17 protein-coding genes and 1 pseudogene are annotated in these 18,118 nt (G+C 72.2%); 13 read left to right on the forward strand and 5 right to left on the reverse strand.

Annotated elements, in window-relative coordinates; translation table 11 throughout:
* Window positions 1–18: 18 nt before the first annotated feature.
* Entirely contained in the window at window positions 19–1,254 is a 1,236-nt protein-coding gene (locus ACOKM3_RS34220) for an MFS transporter (RefSeq protein ID WP_426905099.1), read from the forward strand.
* Here ACOKM3_RS34220 and ACOKM3_RS34225 read toward each other — a convergent pair.
* Entirely contained in the window at window positions 1,178–1,897 is a 720-nt protein-coding gene (locus ACOKM3_RS34225; protein ID WP_426905100.1) for a TVP38/TMEM64 family protein, read from the reverse strand. The two genes, ACOKM3_RS34220 and ACOKM3_RS34225, sit on opposite strands and share 77 nt — an antisense overlap.
* A gap of 87 nt (window positions 1,898–1,984) precedes the next feature.
* Between ACOKM3_RS34225 and ACOKM3_RS34230 the strand changes: the two genes are divergently transcribed.
* The 3 genes from ACOKM3_RS34230 to ACOKM3_RS34240 all read left to right on the forward strand — a co-directional run bounded on the left by ACOKM3_RS34230 (window position 1,985) and on the right by ACOKM3_RS34240 (window position 5,074).
* On the forward strand, window positions 1,985–2,692 hold the full coding sequence (locus ACOKM3_RS34230) for a DNA alkylation repair protein (RefSeq protein ID WP_426905101.1): 708 nt from the start codon (window positions 1,985–1,987) through the stop codon (window positions 2,690–2,692).
* Between the two features lie 280 nt (window positions 2,693–2,972).
* Window positions 2,973–4,154: an elongation factor Tu gene (gene tuf / locus ACOKM3_RS34235; RefSeq protein ID WP_426905102.1), complete on the forward strand. Its 1,182-nt coding sequence runs from the start codon at window positions 2,973–2,975 to the stop codon at window positions 4,152–4,154.
* A 56-nt stretch (window positions 4,155–4,210) separates the two neighbouring features.
* Window positions 4,211–5,074, forward strand: coding sequence for a spermidine synthase (locus ACOKM3_RS34240; protein WP_426905103.1), 864 nt, complete (start codon window positions 4,211–4,213; stop codon window positions 5,072–5,074).
* On the opposite strand, the gene ACOKM3_RS34245 is transcribed toward ACOKM3_RS34240, so the two are convergent.
* Entirely contained in the window at window positions 5,061–6,374 is a 1,314-nt protein-coding gene (locus tag ACOKM3_RS34245) for an MFS transporter (protein WP_426905104.1), read from the reverse strand. The two genes, ACOKM3_RS34240 and ACOKM3_RS34245, sit on opposite strands and share 14 nt — an antisense overlap.
* A 147-nt stretch (window positions 6,375–6,521) precedes the next feature.
* Here ACOKM3_RS34245 and ACOKM3_RS34250 point away from each other — a divergent pair, with 147 nt between their 5' ends.
* The 3 genes from ACOKM3_RS34250 (at window position 6,522) to ACOKM3_RS34260 (ending at window position 9,510) form a co-directional block, all read left to right on the forward strand.
* Window positions 6,522–6,974: a DUF4442 domain-containing protein gene (locus ACOKM3_RS34250; RefSeq protein WP_426905105.1), complete on the forward strand. Its 453-nt coding sequence runs from the start codon at window positions 6,522–6,524 to the stop codon at window positions 6,972–6,974.
* A gap of 198 nt (window positions 6,975–7,172) precedes the next feature.
* A complete protein-coding gene (locus ACOKM3_RS34255) occupies window positions 7,173–8,768 on the forward strand; it encodes a carboxylesterase/lipase family protein (protein ID WP_426905106.1) in 1,596 nt (531 codons plus the stop codon).
* An 88-nt stretch (window positions 8,769–8,856) separates the two neighbouring features.
* Complete coding sequence (locus tag ACOKM3_RS34260; RefSeq protein ID WP_426905107.1) at window positions 8,857–9,510, forward strand: DedA family protein; 654 nt, start codon at window positions 8,857–8,859, stop codon at window positions 9,508–9,510.
* A 131-nt stretch (window positions 9,511–9,641) separates the two neighbouring features.
* On the opposite strand, the gene ACOKM3_RS34265 is transcribed toward ACOKM3_RS34260, so the two are convergent.
* A complete protein-coding gene (locus tag ACOKM3_RS34265; RefSeq protein ID WP_426905108.1) occupies window positions 9,642–10,169 on the reverse strand; it encodes a gamma carbonic anhydrase family protein in 528 nt (175 codons plus the stop codon).
* Window positions 10,170–10,292: 123 nt separating this feature from the next.
* Here ACOKM3_RS34265 and ACOKM3_RS34270 point away from each other — a divergent pair, with 123 nt between their 5' ends.
* From ACOKM3_RS34270 to ACOKM3_RS34285, 4 genes and pseudogenes are all read left to right on the forward strand, one after another.
* A complete protein-coding gene (locus ACOKM3_RS34270) occupies window positions 10,293–11,036 on the forward strand; it encodes an acyltransferase (RefSeq protein ID WP_426905109.1) in 744 nt (247 codons plus the stop codon).
* Between the two features lie 24 nt (window positions 11,037–11,060).
* Window positions 11,061–12,368, forward strand: coding sequence for an MFS transporter (locus ACOKM3_RS34275; RefSeq protein WP_426905110.1), 1,308 nt, complete (start codon window positions 11,061–11,063; stop codon window positions 12,366–12,368).
* Between the two features lie 963 nt (window positions 12,369–13,331).
* A pseudogene (locus tag ACOKM3_RS34280) lies at window positions 13,332–13,510 on the forward strand (IS5/IS1182 family transposase); the annotation flags it as partial.
* Window positions 13,511–13,810: 300 nt separating this feature from the next.
* A complete protein-coding gene (locus tag ACOKM3_RS34285) occupies window positions 13,811–14,569 on the forward strand; it encodes a hypothetical protein (protein WP_426905111.1) in 759 nt (252 codons plus the stop codon).
* A 203-nt stretch (window positions 14,570–14,772) separates the two neighbouring features.
* Here ACOKM3_RS34285 and ACOKM3_RS34290 read toward each other — a convergent pair whose 3' ends face one another.
* A complete protein-coding gene (locus ACOKM3_RS34290) occupies window positions 14,773–15,639 on the reverse strand; it encodes an EamA family transporter (RefSeq protein WP_426905112.1) in 867 nt (288 codons plus the stop codon).
* 136 nt (window positions 15,640–15,775) lie between these two features.
* Here ACOKM3_RS34290 and ACOKM3_RS34295 point away from each other — a divergent pair, with 136 nt between their 5' ends.
* Window positions 15,776–16,348 (forward strand): helix-turn-helix domain-containing protein, encoded by a 573-nt coding sequence (locus ACOKM3_RS34295; RefSeq protein WP_426905113.1) that lies wholly within the window; start codon window positions 15,776–15,778, stop codon window positions 16,346–16,348.
* Between the two features lie 43 nt (window positions 16,349–16,391).
* The gene (locus tag ACOKM3_RS34300) at window positions 16,392–16,952 is read left to right on the forward strand and encodes a YbaK/EbsC family protein (protein ID WP_426905114.1); all 561 of its coding nucleotides are present in this window, start codon (window positions 16,392–16,394) and stop codon (window positions 16,950–16,952) included.
* Window positions 16,953–17,027: 75 nt separating this feature from the next.
* Here ACOKM3_RS34300 and ACOKM3_RS34305 read toward each other — a convergent pair whose 3' ends face one another.
* Entirely contained in the window at window positions 17,028–18,017 is a 990-nt protein-coding gene (locus tag ACOKM3_RS34305; RefSeq protein ID WP_426906970.1) for a LacI family DNA-binding transcriptional regulator, read from the reverse strand.
* Window positions 18,018–18,118: the final 101 nt, after the last annotated feature.

An 18,118-nucleotide genomic window follows, 5' to 3' on the forward strand; every position in this document is an offset into this window, starting at 1 on the left:
ACCCCGCAGCCTCCCGTCATGGACACCTACCGGGAGCTGTTCCGCACGCCCGAATTCCCCTCCCTCTTCGCCACCGTCTCGCTCCAGATCGCCGGGCAGACGGTGAGCGGGCTCGCCCTCGGCTCGCTCGTCTACGCCTCGACCGGATCGCCGCTGCTGTCCGCACTCGCCATGTTCGGGCCCTCGCTCGCCCAGGTCGTCGGCGCGCTCACGCTGCTCTCCGCGGCGGACCGGGTGCCACCGCGCGCCGCCCTCGTCGGGCTCGCGCTCTTCCTCGGTCTCGCCACGGCGGCGCAGGCGACGCCCGGTCTTCCGACGGCCGCGGCCCTCGCGCTCGTCCTCGTCCAGGGCGTGCCGTCGGCGCTCGGCGGCGGGGTCCGCTACGGCATGCTCACCGACATCCTCGCCCGCGACGGCTATCTGCTCGGCCGCTCCGTCCTCAACATGAGCGCGGGCGTCTGCCAGATCCTCGGGTACGCCCTGGGCGGCCTGCTCGTCGCCGTGCTGTCGGCGCGCGGCACGCTCCTCGTCGGCGCCGGGCTCTACGTGCTCGCCGCGGTGGTCGCGCGGTGCGGACTGACCCGGCACCCGGCGCGCGCCGCAGGGCGCCCGTCCCCGCGCGAGACGATGCGCGGCAACGCCGCCCTGTGGTCCTCGGTCCCGCGCCGGTACGTCTATCTGGCGCTGTGGGTGCCCAACGGGCTGATCGTCGGCTGCGAGGCGCTGTTCGTCCCCTACGACACCGGGCACGCGGGAGTGCTGCTCGCGAGCGCCGCCCTGGGCATGCTCGCCGGGGACATCCTCACCGGCCGCTTCCTGCCGCCCTGGTGGCGCGCCCGGCTCGCCGCACCGCTGCGGCTGCTGCTCGCCGTCCCGTATCTGGTGTTCGCCCTGCGGCCCGCCCTGCCGTTCGCCGTGGCGGCGGTCGCCCTCGCCTCGGTCGGCTTCTCGGCGAGCCTGCTGTTGCAGGAGCGGCTGGTGGCGCTGACCCCGGAGCGCCTGAGCGGGCACGCCCTCGGGCTGCACACCGCCGGGATGCTGACCATGCAGGGAGTGGGCGCGGTGCTCGCGGGCGCGCTGGCCCAGGCGACCTCGCCCGCCACCGCGATGACGGCGCTCGCCGTGGCCTCCGTCGCGGTGACGCTGCGCCTCGGCAGGGGCCTCAAGGGGGAGCCGGTCAGTCCTCCTGCGCCGTCCGCTTCCGCAGCTGATGACGCTTGCACCACGCCACGACCGCGCCCGCGCACCCCGTGACGACGATGAAGCCCATCGCGATCAGGAAGATGGGCGACGTGGGCGTCGACGCGCGTGCGCCCGCCACCACGTACGCCGCCGTGTTCGGGATCGAGCCGAGCGCCGTGGCGAGGAGGAACGGGACGATGCTCATCTTCGAGATCGACGCGCAGTAGTTCGCCGCCCAGAACGGGATGCCGGGGAACAGCCGGGCCGCGAGCATCGACCGGAAGGCGTGCTCGCTGAGCTGCCCGTCCGCCGCCTTCAGCCAGCGCCCGCGCAGCAGCGGCCGCAGCGCGTCCTGGCCGAGGAACCGGCCGAGCAGGAAGGCGAGCCCGGCGCCCAGCACTGTCCCGCCGATCGCCCCGAGCAGCCCCAGCTGGGAACCGAACAGGGCGCCCGCCGCCAGGTTGAGCAGCGGTCTCGGGACGAACGCGACCGTGCACACGCCGTACGCCACCGCGAACAGGACGACCGCCGCCGCCCCGTTCACCTGCGGCGGCCAGCCGTGCGTGATCAGCTGTTGCGGCTCGAAGAGCAGCACGCACGTCGCGCCCGCGGCCAGCAGCAGCACCAGCAGCGAAAGCCGCGACCACGGCGACAGCAGCGCCTGGCCGCAGCGGGCGGCGAACCCGGCGGGACGGGCGGGGACGGTCTCGAACATCCGGGGAGACTAACCGACCCCCACATAAGATCGCCGTAGGTTGTGTCTCACTTTCCCGGCTCTTGCCCCAGTTGCGAGGAGCGTCACGTGGTCGTCATCGCGCCGCCGCCCAGCGTTCTCGCCGACACCCTGCTCGCCCGGCTCCCCGAGGTGTACGGCGCGGCCGCCGACCCCGAGCGGGCGGCGCAGATGCGCGCGTACATGAAGGATGTGGCGCCCTTCCTGGGCCTTACGTCGCCCGTGCGCCGGGAGCTGACCAAGGTCGTGCTCGCCGGCACGCCGCGTCCCGACGAGAGCGACCTCACCGCCGTCGCGCTGCGCTGCTGGGCGCTGCCCGAGCGCGAGTACGCCTACTTCGGGGTCGACTACCTGCGCCGCCATGTGCGACGTCTCACGTCCGGCTTCCTGCCGGTCGCACGCGAACTGGTCACGACCGTGCCGTGGTGGGACACCGTGGACCACCTGGCGGCGCACATCGTCGGCGGCCTCGTCGCGGCCGACCCGAAGCTGCGCGCCGACATGGACGCGTGGATCGGGGACGAGAACCTCTGGGTCGCGAGGACCGCGCTCCTCCACCAGCTCCGCCACAAGGAAGCCACCGACACCGACCGGCTCTTCGGCTACTGCCTGCGGCAGTCCGGGCACCCCGACTTCTTCATCCGCAAGGCGATCGGCTGGGCCCTGCGCGAGTACGCCAAGACCGACGCCGAGGCCGTACGGTCCTTCGTCGCCGCGCACCGGGACACCCTCAGTCCGCTCTCGGTGCGCGAGGCCCTGAAGAACGTAGGCGGGTAACTCCCGTACGGGGCGCGGAAAATCGTTCGACGCGGGGCGCCGCGTCGGAGAAGATCTGCCACATGTTCCGGCACGCCTTCCACGCAGCTCCGTCCGCAGTCGCGGACGCAGCTCTGGCTGCCGTCCTCCTGACCGCCGCCGCAGCTGACGGCGCGCGAAGCTGACCCTCTCCGGACATTCCGGCGGACCCCGCAGGGGGAGGGTCGGTCCGGCTCAGGGGTCCCCGCCTCCCGCTCGGAGGCCAGTACTTTTCTGAAGTTCCCGAAGGGACCTCATCGCCATGCCCAAGACGGCATACGTGCGCACCAAGCCGCACCTCAACATCGGCACCATGGGCCACGTCGACCACGGCAAGACCACACTCACCGCCGCCATCACCAAGGTCCTCGCCGAGCGCGGCGCCGGCACGTTCGTACCGTTCGACCGGATCGACAAGGCGCCCGAGGAGGCGCAGCGCGGCATCACCATCAACATCGCGCACGTCGAGTACGAGACCGACACCCGGCACTACGCGCACGTGGACATGCCGGGCCACGCCGACTACGTCAAGAACATGGTCACGGGCGCCGCGCAGCTCGACGGGGCGATCCTCGTCGTCTCGGCGCTCGACGGGATCATGCCGCAGACCGCCGAGCACGTACTGCTCGCCCGCCAGGTGGGCGTCGACCACATCGTCGTCGCCATCAACAAGGCGGACGCGGGGGACGAGGAGCTCACCGACCTGGTCGAGCTCGAAGTGCGCGAGCTGCTGTCCGCGCACGGGTACGGGGGCGACTCCGTGCCCGTCGTGCGGGTCTCCGGGCTCAAGGCCCTTGAGGGGGACCCGCGGTGGACGGCGTCGATCGAGGCGCTGCTCGACGCGGTGGACACGTACGTTCCGATGCCGGAGCGGTACGTGGACGCGCCGTTCCTGTTGTCCGTCGAGAACGTGATGACCATCAGCGGGCGCGGCACGGTGGTGACCGGCGCGGTCGAGCGAGGCCGCGTACGGGTCGGCGACCGGGTGCGGGTCTACGGGGCGGAGTCCCTCAAGGAAGGGGAGACCGTCGTCACCGGCGTCGAGACCTTCGGCAAGCCGATGGAGGAGGCGCAGGCGGGGGACAACGTGGCGCTGCTGCTCCGAGGTGTGCCGCGGGACGCGGTGCGGCGCGGGCACGTCGTCGCCGAGCCCGGCACGGTCAAGCCCGCGCGCCGCTTCACCGCGCAGGTGTACGTGCTGTCGGCGGCGGAGGGCGGCCGTTCCACGCCCGTCGCCACCGGGTACCGGCCGCAGTTCTACCTGCGTACGGGGGACGTCGTGGGGGACGTCGACCTCGGGGAGGTGGCCGTCGCGCGGCCCGGCGAGACCGTCGCCATGACGGTGGAGCTGGGGCGGGACGTGCCGCTCGAAGCCGGTCTCGGGTTCGCGATCCGTGAGGGCGGGCGGACCGTGGGGGCGGGGACGGTGACGTCCGTGGAGTGAATCGGAGCGGGGCCGGGACCGTACGGGTTCCGGCCCCGCGACGGCACAATGTGCACGTGAACGCATCCGAGTCCGGACCCGAGCCGATACCCGTCACCCGTGACGTCGACCACGGCACCGCCAAGCTGCTGCCCGACGTCGACCGGCGGCGGGCCTGGCTGCTCACGGTGGACGGTGCGCCCCAGTCGTACGTCGACCTGGACGAGCCCGCCCACCTGGAGTTCGAGTACGCGCGCCGGCTCGGCCACGTCCTCGACTGCGTGGCCGGGTCCGGCGCCCCGCTCGACGTGCTGCACCTCGGCGGGGGCGCCCTCACGCTGCCCCGGTATGTCGCGGTCACCCGCCCCGGCTCCCGGCAGGACGTGGTGGAGGCCGACCGCGGACTGCTGGCGCTGGTCGCCGAGCATCTGCCGGTACCGGCCGACGCGGGCGTCACGGTGCACGGCGCCGACGCCCGCGGCTGGCTGGAGGCGGCGCCCGACGACAGCGCCGACGTCCTCGTCGCCGACGTCTTCGGCGGGTCACGGGTGCCCGCGCACCTGACCACGCGCGCGTACGCGCGAGAGGCGGACCGGGTGCTGCGGCCGGGCGGCATCTACGCGGCGAACCTCGCCGACGGCGCCCCGTTCACGTTCCTGCGCTCCCAGGTGGCCACCTTCGCGGCCGTGTTCCCGCACGTCGCACTGGTCGCGGAGCCCTCCGTGCTGCGCGGCCGGCGCTTCGGCAACGCGGTGCTGCTGGCCTCCCGCGCCGAGCTCGACGTGGCGGAGATCGCCCGGCGCACGGCCCGCGACGCCTTCCCGGCCCGCGTCGAACACGGCCGTGCGCTGCGCCGCTTCACCGGCGACGCGCACCCGGTCGACGACGGGAACGCGGCACCGTCGCCGGAGCCGCCGGGCGGTTCGTTCAGCGTGGGGTGACGGGAGGTTCGGCGAGCGTGGGGTCGGTCAGCGTGGGGTCGTGGGGCGCGGCGGTCGCCGGTTCGCGTCGCCGCAGGTGCCGTACGTCCGGCACGAACAGCACCGCTGCCGTCGCCACGACCACGAGCGCCGCGCACCCCCACAGCGAGGCCGACCGGCCGAAGGCGGACTCCGCCGGGCCGGCGAGCGCGGTGGCCAGCGGCACCATCGCCACCGAGCCGAACCAGTCGTAGGCCGAGACGCGGGAGAGTTTCTCCTCGGGGATCTCCTGGTGCAGCGCGGTGATCCAGGAGACGCCGAATATCTCGATGGTGACGCCGCTGACGAACATCACGGCGATCAGCAGGCCGAGCGGCACGGGTACCGCGAGCGCCGCCGACGGCAGGGCGAGGGAGAAGACGGAGAGCGTCGCCGCGAACAGCAGACGCTTCGGCTTCCACCGCATCATCAGCAGTCCGCCGAGGATCGTGCCCACGCCGAACGCGCCGAGCGCGATGCCCCACGGCCCCGCCCCGCCCAGTTCGTCGCGCGCCACCAGCGGCCCGAACACCGACTCGGCCGCGCCCACTACCGCGACCACGACCGCGAACTGGGCCACGATCGTCCACAGCCACGGTCGGCCGATGACCTCCCGCCACCCGTCCCGCATATCGGCGAGCAGCCCGCCGCCGGGCTCCCGCGGCGCGATGTGCCGTACGTCGAGGAACATCCGCAGCGCGCCCGCGACCAGGAACGCCACCGCGTCCACGGCGAGCACCCAGCCGGGTCCGAACGCCGCGACCATCGCCCCGCCGAGCGCGGCGCCGCCCACACCGGCCCCTGACATCCCCATCCGGAACATGGCGAAGGCGCGGCTCGCCTGTTCCCCGGAGACGGAGGCCATGAGCATGCCCTCGGCCGCGGGGTTGAAGAACGCCTGCCCAGTGCCGCCGAGCGCGCTGAGCGCCATCATCTGCCACAGCTTCGGGTCGCCCTGGAGGACGAGCAGCGCGAACGCGCCCTGGGAGAGGAAGTTGAGGGCGTTCGCCGCGACCATCACGTGGTGCCGCGGCAGCCGGTCGGCGACCGCGCCGCCCACCAGCAGGAACACGACCAGGAACAGCGTGCGGGCCGCGGCCACCAGGCCCACGTCGCCGCCGTCGCCGCCCGCGTCGAGCACGGCGAACGCCGAGGCGATCAGCGCGCCGTGCGCCCCCAGTGTCGTGACGACCGCCGACACGGAGAGCAGCGTGTAGTTCCGCCCGGCCCATGCGGGGCGCAGGCGTGGACGCTTCGGTTCGGGGGTGGCGGCAGAGGTCACTGAGGGACTATCGCCGCCATGCCGCCGAATCGACAAACCGTTTCCCCGGACACCGGGTGATTGGTCGGTCGATGCCTGATATCTCCCGGTTGTCCCTAGGGGAGGGGAGGGATGGTCAAGCTTGCTACCGGCGGGTAACATTCGGGCATGAGCGCAGATCAGATGTCCATCGGCGAGATGCTCGCCGCCACGGTGCCGATGGCCCGCACCCTGAACCTCGAGTTCCACGAGACCACGCCCGAGAAGGCGGTCGTCGCGCTGCCCGACCAGCCCGACTACCACAATCACGTCGGCGGACCGCACGCCGGAGCGATGTTCACGCTCGGCGAGTCCGCGAGTGGCGCCATCGTGCTCGCCGCCTTCGGCGACCAGCTCTCGCGCGCCGTGCCGCTCGCCGTGAGCGCCGACATCGCGTACAAGAAGCTGGCGATGGGCCCGGTCACCGCCACCGCGACGCTCGGCCGTCCGGCCGCCGACGTGGTCGCCGAGCTCGACGCGGGAGAGCGCCCCGAGTTCCCGGTGAGCATCGCGATCACGCGCGAGGACGGGGCCGTGACCGGCGAGATGACGGTTGTCTGGACGCTGCGTCCCAACAGTTGAGAGCGGGAACCGCGGAGCGCGGTCCGCACGGCGAGGAAGGCGCTGCCCGATGGGGTGGCGCCTTCCTCGCTTCTCGTTGCCTCTCGTCCAACTCCCTTTCTTGTGCAACCTGTTGACACGAGTCAACGTCGGCCATAGTTTCCGCTTCGGTTTCGCGGTGCGCACGGATGCGGGGTCGAGCGAAGAGGGAGAAGTGACATGAGACGCGGTCGAATACGCGTGGTGCTCGCGGCCGTGGTGGCGCTGACCGCCGCGGCCCTGGTGCCGGCGCAGGCCACCGAACGGTCCGAAGGACCCCTGGCGCACACCGCGTCCGGCTGGGTGCGCGGGCAGCACACCGACGAGGGGCGGCAGTTCCTCGGAATCCCGTACGCCGAACCGCCCGTCGGCAAGCTGCGCTGGCGGGAGCCGCGCCCGGCGCACTCCTGGCGCGGCGTGCGCGACGCCACCGACTTCTCCGACAGGTGCGTACAGGCGTCGAGTTGGGACCCCGGATACGAGGACCCGACGTACACGGAGGACTGCCTCGACCTGAACGTGTACGCGCCGGACGGCTCTGCGGGGCGGCCCGTCATGGTGTGGCTGCACGGCGGCGGGCTCACCGCGGGCGCGGGCGCCGACATCGTCCCCGACACCTTCGCGCGCCGCACCGGCACGGTCGTCGTCACCGTCAACTACCGCCTGGGAGCGATGGGTTTCCTGGCGGCGGCGGGCCTCGACGACCAGGCCTCCGACGGCGTCTCGGGCAACTTCGGCCTCCAGGACCAGCAGCTGGCGCTGCGCTGGGTGCGCGCCAACATCGGAAGCTTCGGCGGGGACCGGGACCGCGTGACGATCGCCGGCGAGTCCGCGGGCGGGCGCTCGGTGTGCACCCAGCTCGCGTCGCCGAGCGGGCGCGGCCTGTTCCGCGCCGGGATCATCGAGTCCGGGGCGTACGGGGACTGTGCGGCCCGCACGCACACTGCGGCCGTCGCCGAGGGTGCGAGGTTCGCGGAGAAGGCCGGGTGCGGAGCGGCTGCGCACACGGTGGCGTGCCTGCGCGGCAAGTCGGCCAAGGAGATCCTCGACGCGCAGGCCGGATTCGACTGGGCGCCGGTGACCGGCGGCGAGTTCCTGCCCGAGCAGCCGGCCGCCGCGATCACCGGGGGACGCTCGGCCCATGTGCCCGTCCTCAACGGCGCCAACAAGGACGAGGGAACCCTCTTCGCGTACGGCGCGTACGACGGCCAGGGCAAACCGCTCACGGCCGAGGCCTACCCGAAGGCGCTCACGGACACGTACGGGAAGGCGACGGGGGAGAAGGCCCTGCGCGCCTACCCCCTCTCCGACTACGCGTCGCCCACCCACGCGTACGCCGCCGCGCAGGGCGACCAGCTCATGGCGTGCCCGGCGCTCCGGCTCGACCAGCGGCTCGCGGGGAGCGGGCCGCCCGTCTACGCCTACGAGTTCGCGGACAGCACCTCACCGCCGTTCGCGTCGATCAGGGAGGCGGGCAAAACGTTCGACTTCGGCGCCACGCACGTCAACGAGGTGCAGTACCTCTTCAAGCACTTCGGGCTCGACTCCCCGCTCGACACCGAACAGCGGGCGCTCGCCGACCGGATGGTGCAGTACTGGGGCTCCTTCATCAGGGGCGGCGCCCCGCGGGCCGACGGCGCGCCCGCCATGCCCGACCAGCGGCGGACACCCGGACACGTGCTGTCACTGAAGACATCAGGTGTGGGCGGGATCACCCTCTCCACGGCCGTTCATCGCGAACATCACTGCACCTTGTGGGACGCGGCGGCGTCATAGGGAGCAGGTAGGCTGCCCGGCGTGCGCGTACCGGAGGGGAGCGCGCGCCGGGCACAAGCAACTTTGGTGGGTACGGGAGGCGGCGTCGATGCACGTCCAGGCATGGCTCGACACGATTCCGGCGGTCGCCGTCTACCTGCTGGTGGCAGGCGTGATCGGCGTCGAGAGCCTCGGGATCCCGCTGCCCGGCGAGATCGTGCTCATCTCCGCGGCGCTGCTCTCCTCGCAGCACGGCGATGTCAATCCGGTCATCCTCGGAGCCTGCGCCAGCGCGGGCGCCGTCGTCGGTGACTCCATCGGGTACGCGATCGGCCGCAAGGGCGGGCGCCCGCTGCTCGCCAAGATGGGGCGCAAGTTCCCGAAGCACTTCGGTCCGGGACACGTCGCCACCGCCGAGCGGTCCTTCGAGAAGTGGGGCATGTGGGCCGTCTTCTTCGGCCGCTTCATCGCCCTGCTCCGCATCTTCGCCGGACCGCTCGCGGGCGTCCTGCACATGCCGTACTGGAAGTTCCTCATCGCGAACCTCCTGGGCGGCGTGGTCTGGGCCGGCGGCACGACCGCGGTCATCTACTACGTGGGTGTGGTCGCGGAGGACTGGCTCAAGAAGTTCTCGTACGTGGGCCTGGGCGTGGCCGTCCTGATCGGCCTGGCATCCATGCTGATCGTGAAGCGGCGGGCGGCGAAGATGGTGGCGGAGCATGAGGAGTCGGCGGCGGAGGCCGAGCCGGAGCCGGCTGGCTGAGGCCTTTCAAGCCCCGTCGGCGATCGAGGGACGAGGCCGGGACAGCGCCCGACTTTTTCAAGCCCCTGCGGCGATTGAGCAGCGGGGTCCGGGGCGGAGCCCCGCGACCGCAACCCCGCCGCAGGTGATGCCTACTCGTGCGCGCTCCGATGCACCTTCGCCAGTTCCACGTAATGCGTCCCGTTCAGCGTGAGCATCTCCCGCTCCTCCGCGGACAGCTCACGCCGTACCTTCGCCGGGACGCCCGCGACCATCGATCCGGGCGGAACCACCATCCCCTGCGGCACCAGCGCGTTCGCCGCGACCAGCGAACCCGCCCCGATCACCGCGCCGTTGAGCACGGTCGCCCCCATCCCGATGAGGCAGTCGTCCTCCACGGTGCAGCCGTGAAGCACCGCGTTGTGGCCGACGGAGACGCGCTCGCCGATCGTCGCGGGGAACCCGAGGTCGACGTGCACCGTGCAGTTGTCCTGGATGTTGCTGTCCGCGCCGAGCGTGATCGGCTCGACCTCGGAGCGCAGCACCGCGCCGTACCAGACGCTCGAGCCGGCGCTCAGCGTCACGTCGCCGATCACCACGGACGTCGGGGCGACGAACGCCTCCGGGTCCACCTTCGGTTCCTTGTCGCCGATGCCGGTGACGAGTGCCTCGTGGGACATGAGGTCTGTGCTCCCTACGTGAAGTGATCATCCTGCGTCGCGCCAGAGCGAACCGTACCCGTGGGGCGAAGATCACAGGTCGGCGAGGTGGGGGTCGAAGATACGCGTGGGTAACGTGACGCCGTGCCGAAGACGCGGAACGACAAGGGTGGGCCGGGACACCGGCTCGTACAGGCCGGATGGCGCTGGGTGCAGCGCAAGGGCGCGGTCACCGCGCGGCAGTCCGGCGGGCACCGGTTCGGCGCGATCGGGCACGGAACGAAGCTCGCGTTCCCCCAGGGCACGGTGTTCGGCGAGCCGTGGATCCGGCTGGGCGCGCACTGCATCATCGGTGAGCAAGTCACCCTGACAGCGGGCCTGATGCCGGACCTGGACCTCGGCCCGGACCCGATCCTGACCCTCGGCGACGGCGTCGTGATCGGCCGCGGCAGCCATGTCATCGCCGATACGACGGTACGGATCGGCAGCGACGTCTACATGGGCCCGTACGTCTACATCACGTCCACGAACCATTCGTACGACGACCCGCACGAGCCCATCGGCAAGCAGTGGCCCCGGATGGAGCCGGTCGAGATCGGCCCCGGCTGCTGGATCGGCACCGGCGCCGTGATCCTGCCGGGCGCCCGCATCGGCCGGAACGTGGTGGTCGCGGCCGGGGCCGTGGTGCGCGGCGACGTACCCGACCATGCCGTGGTCGCGGGTGCGCCCGCGCGTGTCGTACGGAGCTGGGACGCGGAGTCCGGCTGGCAGCCGCCGCTCCGGACGCCGGCGCCGCGGGCGATACCCGAAGGGGTCACTCCGGACCAGCTGCTCGCTCTGTCCGAACTCGACGACGACGCCTGGGACACTGAACCCCGGACCAGATAGATGTAGCGAGCAATCAGGGAAGCCGTGGACACGAGCGAGACGAGCGAGACGAGCGACGACAGCAGGGCCACTGACGGAACGGAGGCCGAGGCCAAGCCGCGTGGCTGGCGACGCTGGGCCATGGACACCCGGCCCCTGCGCATCCCCGCCTACCGTCGGCTGTGGTCATCGACCATCGTCACGGCCGTCGGCAGCCAGCTCACCGCGGTCGCCGTGCCCAAGCAGATCTTCGACATCACCGGGTCATCGGCCTGGGTCGGCGCCGCGAGCATGGCGGGGCTCGTGCCGCTCGTGGTGTTCGCGCTGTGGGGCGGCGCGATCGCCGACCACATGGACCGGCGCAAGCTGCTTCTGATCACCAACAGCGGCATCGCCGTGACCTCGGTCCTCTTCTGGGTGCAGGCGATATCCGGGCTCGACTCGGTGGCCGTGCTGATGGTGCTGCTCGCGATGCAGCAGGCGTTCTGGGGCCTCAACGCGCCGGCCCGCAACGCGTCCATCGCGAGGCTCGTTCCCGAGAGCCAACTGGCCGCGGCCAACGCGCTCGGCTCGACGGTGATGCAGACCGGCCAGGTCGTCGGCCCGCTGCTCGCGGGTGTCCTCATCCCCGTCATCGGGCTGCCGGAGCTGTATCTGATCGACGCCGTCGCGCTGTGCGTCACCGTGTGGGCGGTGTACCGGCTGCCCGCGCTGCCGCCGCTCGGCACGCTGGTCAAGAAGCGGGCGGGCGTACGGGAGATCGTCGACGGCTTCCGCTACATGTCCACGCACAAGGTGCTGTTGCTGTCCTTCCTCGCGGACATCATCGCGATGGTGTTCGGCATGCCGCGCGCCCTGTTCCCGCAGCTCGCCGCGGAGACCTACGCGCCGTACGGGGAGGGGCTCGCGCTCGGGCTGCTGTTCGCGGCGATTCCGATCGGGGCGGTGGTCGGGGGACTGTTCTCCGGGACGTTCTCGCGGGCGAAGCGGCACGGGTGGATGGTGATCGGGGCGATCGTGGCGTGGGGCCTGGCCATTACGGGGTTCGGGCTGAGCGGCAGTCTGTGGCTCGCGGTCGTGTTCCTCGCCGTGGCGGGGGTCGCCGACATGGTCTCGATGGTCTTCCGTGGGGCGATTCTGCTGTCGGCCGCGACGGACGAGATGCGGGGGCGGATGCAGGGGGTGTTCACGGTGGTCGTCGCGGGTGGGCCCAGGCTGGCGGACGTCCTCCACGGGTCGGCGGGGTCGGCCTTCGGGGCGGGGCCTGCGGTGGCCGGGGGTGGGGTTCTGGTCGTGGTGGTGATGCTGGCCCTCGCGTTCGCCGTCCCGGCGTTGCGGCGGTATCGGGTGTGACGGGGCCGGGGCCGGCGGCGGTGCGGGTGCCGGGGGCGGGGTTTCGGGTCGGGTGCCGGTGGTCCGGGGGGTGCCGGGGTTGGCGCCTGTGGTGAGGGGTGCGCGGCGGCGGGGTTCTGTGCTGTGCCGGGGGTGGGGTGTGTGGTGAGTGGTGCGCGGTACCGGGGTTCTGTGCTGTGCCGGGGGCGGGGCGTGGCATAACGGTGCGCGGTACCGGGCTTTTGGGCTGCACCGGGCCAGCGTGTGCCGTAACGGCGTTCGGCACCGTTCTTTGCCCGGCTGCGCCGGTCCCCGCCTATCTCCCACCCGCCCGCCCCCTCCGGGGGCTTCGGCTGCCCGGGGTGGTGGTGCCCGTTGCGCGGGGCCGGGGCTCTGGGCCCGTGCCGTGGTCGGCGCCTGTCGTTCTCGTTGCGCGGCACCGTGACGTCGAGGTTGTGCCGTGGTCGGCGCCTGCCGTACTCGTTGCGCGGCACCGTGCGCCGCCTTGCCCACCCTGCCGCCCCAGGCGGCAGATTGCCCAAGGCAGGGGCGGCGTAGGCCGCAGGGGGTGGGGAGCCGTGGCTGGCGAGGCGCCTGGGGTGGTGGCGGTCGAGCGTCGGGGTGGGGAAGTGTGGTTGCCGGGCGCCCGGGGTGGTGGCTGAACGTCCTGGTGGGGAGGCATGGTTGCCGGGGCGCCCGAGGCGGTGGCGGTCTAACGTCGCGGAGGGGAGGGGGTGCCGGGTGCCCGGGGCAGTGGCGGTCGAACGCCGGGGTGGGGAGGCGTGGTTGGCGAGGCGCCCGGGGGGTGGCGGTCGCGGAGGGGAGTTGTGGTGCCGGGCCGCCTGGGGCGGTGGTGGTCGAGCGTACCGGGGGGGGAGCCGTAGTTGACGGGGCGCCTGAGGCGGTGGTGGCTGAGCGTACCGGTGGGGAGCCGTGGTTGGCGGGGGCCCGGAGTGAGGGGTGGTCGAACTGCCGCAGGGGGCACGGTGGCTGTACGCCGACCGTGCCTACGACCACGACACCGACCGGCACCGACTCCGCGAACGGGGCGTCACACCTGTCATCGCCCGCCGCGGCACAGAACACGGCCCCGGCCGGCCCGGACCGCGCCGAAGCGGCCCAGCGCCTGGCTCCACGGAACCCGCCGCTTGCGCACTCGCTGGGGGACCGCCCACCGCAATCTCCTCGCCCGCAAGATCCTCACATGCTGAACGGAAGCACCAGGCCGAGGTCTTGGCGGTCCGGCAGAGACCGACCAGACCGACGACCAAGATCCCCGACAGAGTCGGCTGCTGAGGCTTCGGGGGGATCGCCCTTGCGACTCAGCTCCGTTACGGATCCCCGGGGTCGGACTGTGCTGTCGCGCGCCGACCTAGTGTGCCGCCATGACTCCCTCCGCCGATGCGACCCCACGGCCGTCCGGGTCCGGGGCTCCGTCCGGGGCTCCGTCCGGGGCCCGGAACGTGCCCTCCTCGCTGTCGCGGCGGCGCGAACGGCGACGTCGGTACACCGTGGTCGCGAGTGCGGCCCTCGCCGTGATCGGCGTGGTCGGTTGGCAGCTGTCGGTCATGGGGCCCAAGCCAGGCAGTCACGCGCAGATGGAGATATGCGCGCTGAACGACACCACCCTGCGCGCCGACGTGGACGCCGACGGACATCAGGACGAGATCTACGACAAGACCCGTGAGGGCGATCCCTTGGTGAGCTTCGGAGGCGGCGGCACCGTCCGGGTCGAAAAGGCGCGCGGGCGCTGGCAGAAGTTCCGAGGCGTGTGGTCCGACGACATGGAGACGCGCGGGACCTTCGGGGACTTCGACGGTGACGGGTACATCGATCTGGCCCTGTTCTACAGCCAGCACGACACCGGAGACTCACCGGAGGACAACATGATCACCCACGAGGTGCACTACGGACCGCTCGCGACCGACTTGAGCAGTGCCAGGACCGGCACCATCCGCATGCCGTACAAGTCGTTCGTGTCAGGAGTGCGGGCCACGGACCTGAATCACGACGGCCGCGCGGAACTCCAGATCTTCCAGTCGACCGGGGACGGTACAGAGGGCCACTACGTCGGCCATCAGGACGGGGACGGCATATCGGCAGCCGTTTTCGACCGGGAGAGCGGTGGCTACACGACAGGAGGATGGCACCGGCTGAAGCTCGGATGGCTCGATCTGGGAACGTGCCACGACGCCCCGAAGCCGAAGGCCACCGGCCGGTAGCCGGAGGTCCACTCCACCCACTCCGGACTCTCTCCCCTCTCGCGACGGGTGGGCCGATCCAGCCCCTGCGGCGATTGAGCAGCGGGGTCCGGGGCGGAGCCCCGGGGTGCAACACCGGTGCCGGTGCAAGGGGCAGCTACCCCGTGGACGCAACGCCGGTGCCGGTCCAGGCACCCCGTACGCGTAACCGCCCCCGGCGAACGTCAGCCCGTCGCCAACAGCACCGTTCCCACCAGCGCGAGCCCCGCGCCCGCCGCCTGCACCCCGCGGAGCCGTTCGCTGAGGACGCCGCGCGCGGCCAGTGCCGTAACCACCGGGTACAAGGACGCAAGCACCGCCGCCACGGTGACCGGCCCCTCCTGCGCGGCCAGCGCATACGTTCCGTTGGCCGCCACATCCGCCAACCCCACCAAGCCGAGCGCGACCAACGAGCCCCGGACGACCCGCCATCCCCCCTCCTCCGGCAGCACCCGCCCACCCCGCTTCGCGGACACGTACAACGCACTCCCGCCCGCCACGACATTCGTCACCCGCTGCACGAACAGTGCGAGGAAGAGCCCGGTGACCGTGGTCGACGCCTCCGCGATCAGCGCCATCACCGCGCCGAAGCCGAACGCCGCCAGCAGCGTGAGCAGCACCGCCTGCCGCTGCACCGGCGCGCCCCTGAACTGAGGACCGCCCGCGAGGACCACGCCCGCGACCGCGACCAGGATGCCCGCGAACTGCGGGAGCCCGGGCCGCTCTCCGAGCACCAACCCGACGCCGACCGGCACGGCGACGCCGAGCGAGCCGAGCGGCGAGACGACGCCCATCGGCCCGAGGGCGAGCGCCTTGTAGAAGGCGAGCATGGCGACGGGCCCGACGAGCCCCGCGGCGACGGCGAACCACAACTGCGGTCCCGCTTCCGAGAAGGCACCCGTGGCGACCACGATCACTCCGAGCACGACCACGGCGATCACCTGCGAGACGACCACTACCGTGAGCGCCGGGATGCGTCGCGTCAGCAGCCCGCCGCCGAAGTCGGCCAGGCCCCACATGAGGCTCGTGGCCAGGGCGAAGAGTGCTGTCATGCCGGACCTCGCAGTACAGTTTGCTGGACGCTGTGGTGCACCACACCGTAGTTCAATGAACTGAACGCTGTCATCTAAAATATTGGCCCAAGGCCCCGAAGGGCCGAAGGGCTCAGGCCCCGACCCTGGACGGAACGTGGCGGATCTCGATCTCCTGAACCAGGCGCTCGCGCGCAACGTCAAGCACTGGCGGTCCGAGCGCGGCTTCACCCTCGACGCGCTCGCCGCCCGCGCGGCCGTCAGTCGCGGCATGCTCATCCAGATCGAGCAGGCCCGCACGAACCCCAGCATCGGCACCGTCGTCAAGATCGGCGACGCCCTCGGCGTCAGCATCACCACGCTGCTCGACTACGAACAGGGCCCCAACGTCCGGATCGTGACGGAGGACCAGGCCGTACGCCTGTGGCACACGGACGCAGGCAGCTACAACCGGCTGCTCGCCGGGACCGAGTCCCAGGGGCCGCTGGAGATGTGGGACTGGCGGCTCGTGCCCGGTGACGGCAGCGACTCCGACCCGCACCCGCAGGGCACCATCGAGCTGGTCCATGTCACGGCGGGCGAGCTGACCCTCGTCGTGGGCGGCACCCCGCACGCGGTGCCCGCGGGGGCGAGCGTCTCGTTCGAGGCCGGCACCGCGCACTCCTACCGAAACGACGGGACCGAGGACGTCGAGATGATCATGGCCGTATCGGTGCCTTTCGTACGCTGAGACACCCGGGTGCCGGACGCGCGGCGGCTGTTAGCGTGCCGCCATGCGCGCACCCATCGGCACCTTCGACCACGTACTCGCCGCCCCCGAGGCCCTCGACCTGCTCACCCGGCCCGTCGCCGACGCCGTACGCGACTGGCGCGGCACCGTGCCCGCGCAGGACCTGATCCACGTCGACACCGACCCCGAGTGGGCCGACACCGCGACGTTCGTCGAGCACTACGGCCCCGAGCTGCTCGCCGCCTCCGCGAACTGTGTCGTCGTCGCGGGCAAGCGCGGCGGCGAGACCACGCTCGCGGCCTGCGTCGTCCCGTCCGCGGCGAAGCTCGACGTCAATGGCGTGGTGCGGCGCCAACTCGGCGCCCGCAAGGCCTCGTTCGCCCCGATGGACACCGCGACCGGCGAGTCCGGCATGGAGTACGGCGGCATCACCCCGATCGGCCTGCCCGACGGCTGGCCGGTCCTCGTGGACGCCGCCGTCGTCGATCTCCCGCACGTCCTCATCGGCAGCGGCACCCGCCGCGGCAAGCTGATCGTCCCGGGCAAGGCCCTGGCCGAACTGCCGGGCGCCGTCGTGGTGGAGCGCCTCGGCGTCGCGGTCTGACGCCCCGCCCCCTCGCGGTGGGTCGCTTCTTCGCCGCGGCTCATCCTCCGCGGTGGGTCACCCCTTGGCCCCCGCTCACCCCCGCCGCGCCGCCCCCGTGCTCTCCCGCACCACCAACCTCGTCGGCACCAACGTCGTCCCCCGCTCCGCCTCGCTCTCCCGGACCTGGCGCAGCGCGCTCTCCACGCACCGGCGGCCGACCTCGGCGAAGTCCTGGTGGACCGTGGTGAGCGGGGGCTGGTACGAGCCCGAGTCGGGTATGTCGTCGAAGCCGATGACCGAGACGTCCTCGGGGACCTTGCGGCCGCGCTCGTCCAGGGCCCGCAGCAGGCCGAGCGCCATCTGGTCGTTCGCCGCGAACACCGCGGTGCAGTCGGCCTGTTCGGCGAGGCGCAGGCCCGCGCGGTAGCCGGACTCGGCCGACCAGTCGCCCCGTACCGGCGGCGGCACGGCGCGGCCCGCGGCCTCAAGTGCCGTGCGCCAGGCGTCCGTTCGGCGCTGTGCCGCGTACGACTCGGAGGGGCCCGCAAGGTGCCAGACCGTGCGGTGGCCGAGGTCGAGGAGGTGGCGCACCGCGTCGCGGGTGCCGCCCGCCTGGTCCGTGTCCACCACCGCGTAGCGGTCGCCGGCGTCGGAGTCGGCGACCACGACCTTCACGTGCGGCGGCAGCGACAGCCGCGCCGAGTCGAGCAGATGGACCTCCATGATGACGATGACCGCGTCCACCGCCAGCTCGCCCAGGCGTGAGAACGCGCCGCGCACCTCGTCCTGCGTGGGCACCGCGACCGGCAGCAGCGTGACCGCGTAGCCCTCCTGCGCGGCGGAGGTGGCGATGGCCTCGAGCGTGCGCATGTTGCCCGTCGTGGACAGCGTGAACGTGATGACGCCGATGGTGCGGAAGTCGCCCCGCTTCAGCGCGCGCGCCGCGCTGTTGGGCCGGTAGCCGAGTTGCTTCATCGCGGCGCGGACCCGCTCGCGCGTCTCCTCGTTGACGCCGGGGAAGCCGTTCGAGACGCGGGAGACCGTCTGGGACGAGACGCCCGCGACCCGGGCGACGTCGGCCATCGACGCGTTCTGTGTACGGCGCCTGCCGCGCTGCGGGCCGCTCTCCTTGGTTGTCACCGTGTCCCTCACCGACTCTTGACCGTGCTCCTCGGGGCAGTGTA

Source organism: Streptomyces nidicola (assembly GCF_050106155.1).
GTDB lineage: Bacteria > Actinomycetota > Actinomycetes > Streptomycetales > Streptomycetaceae > Streptomyces.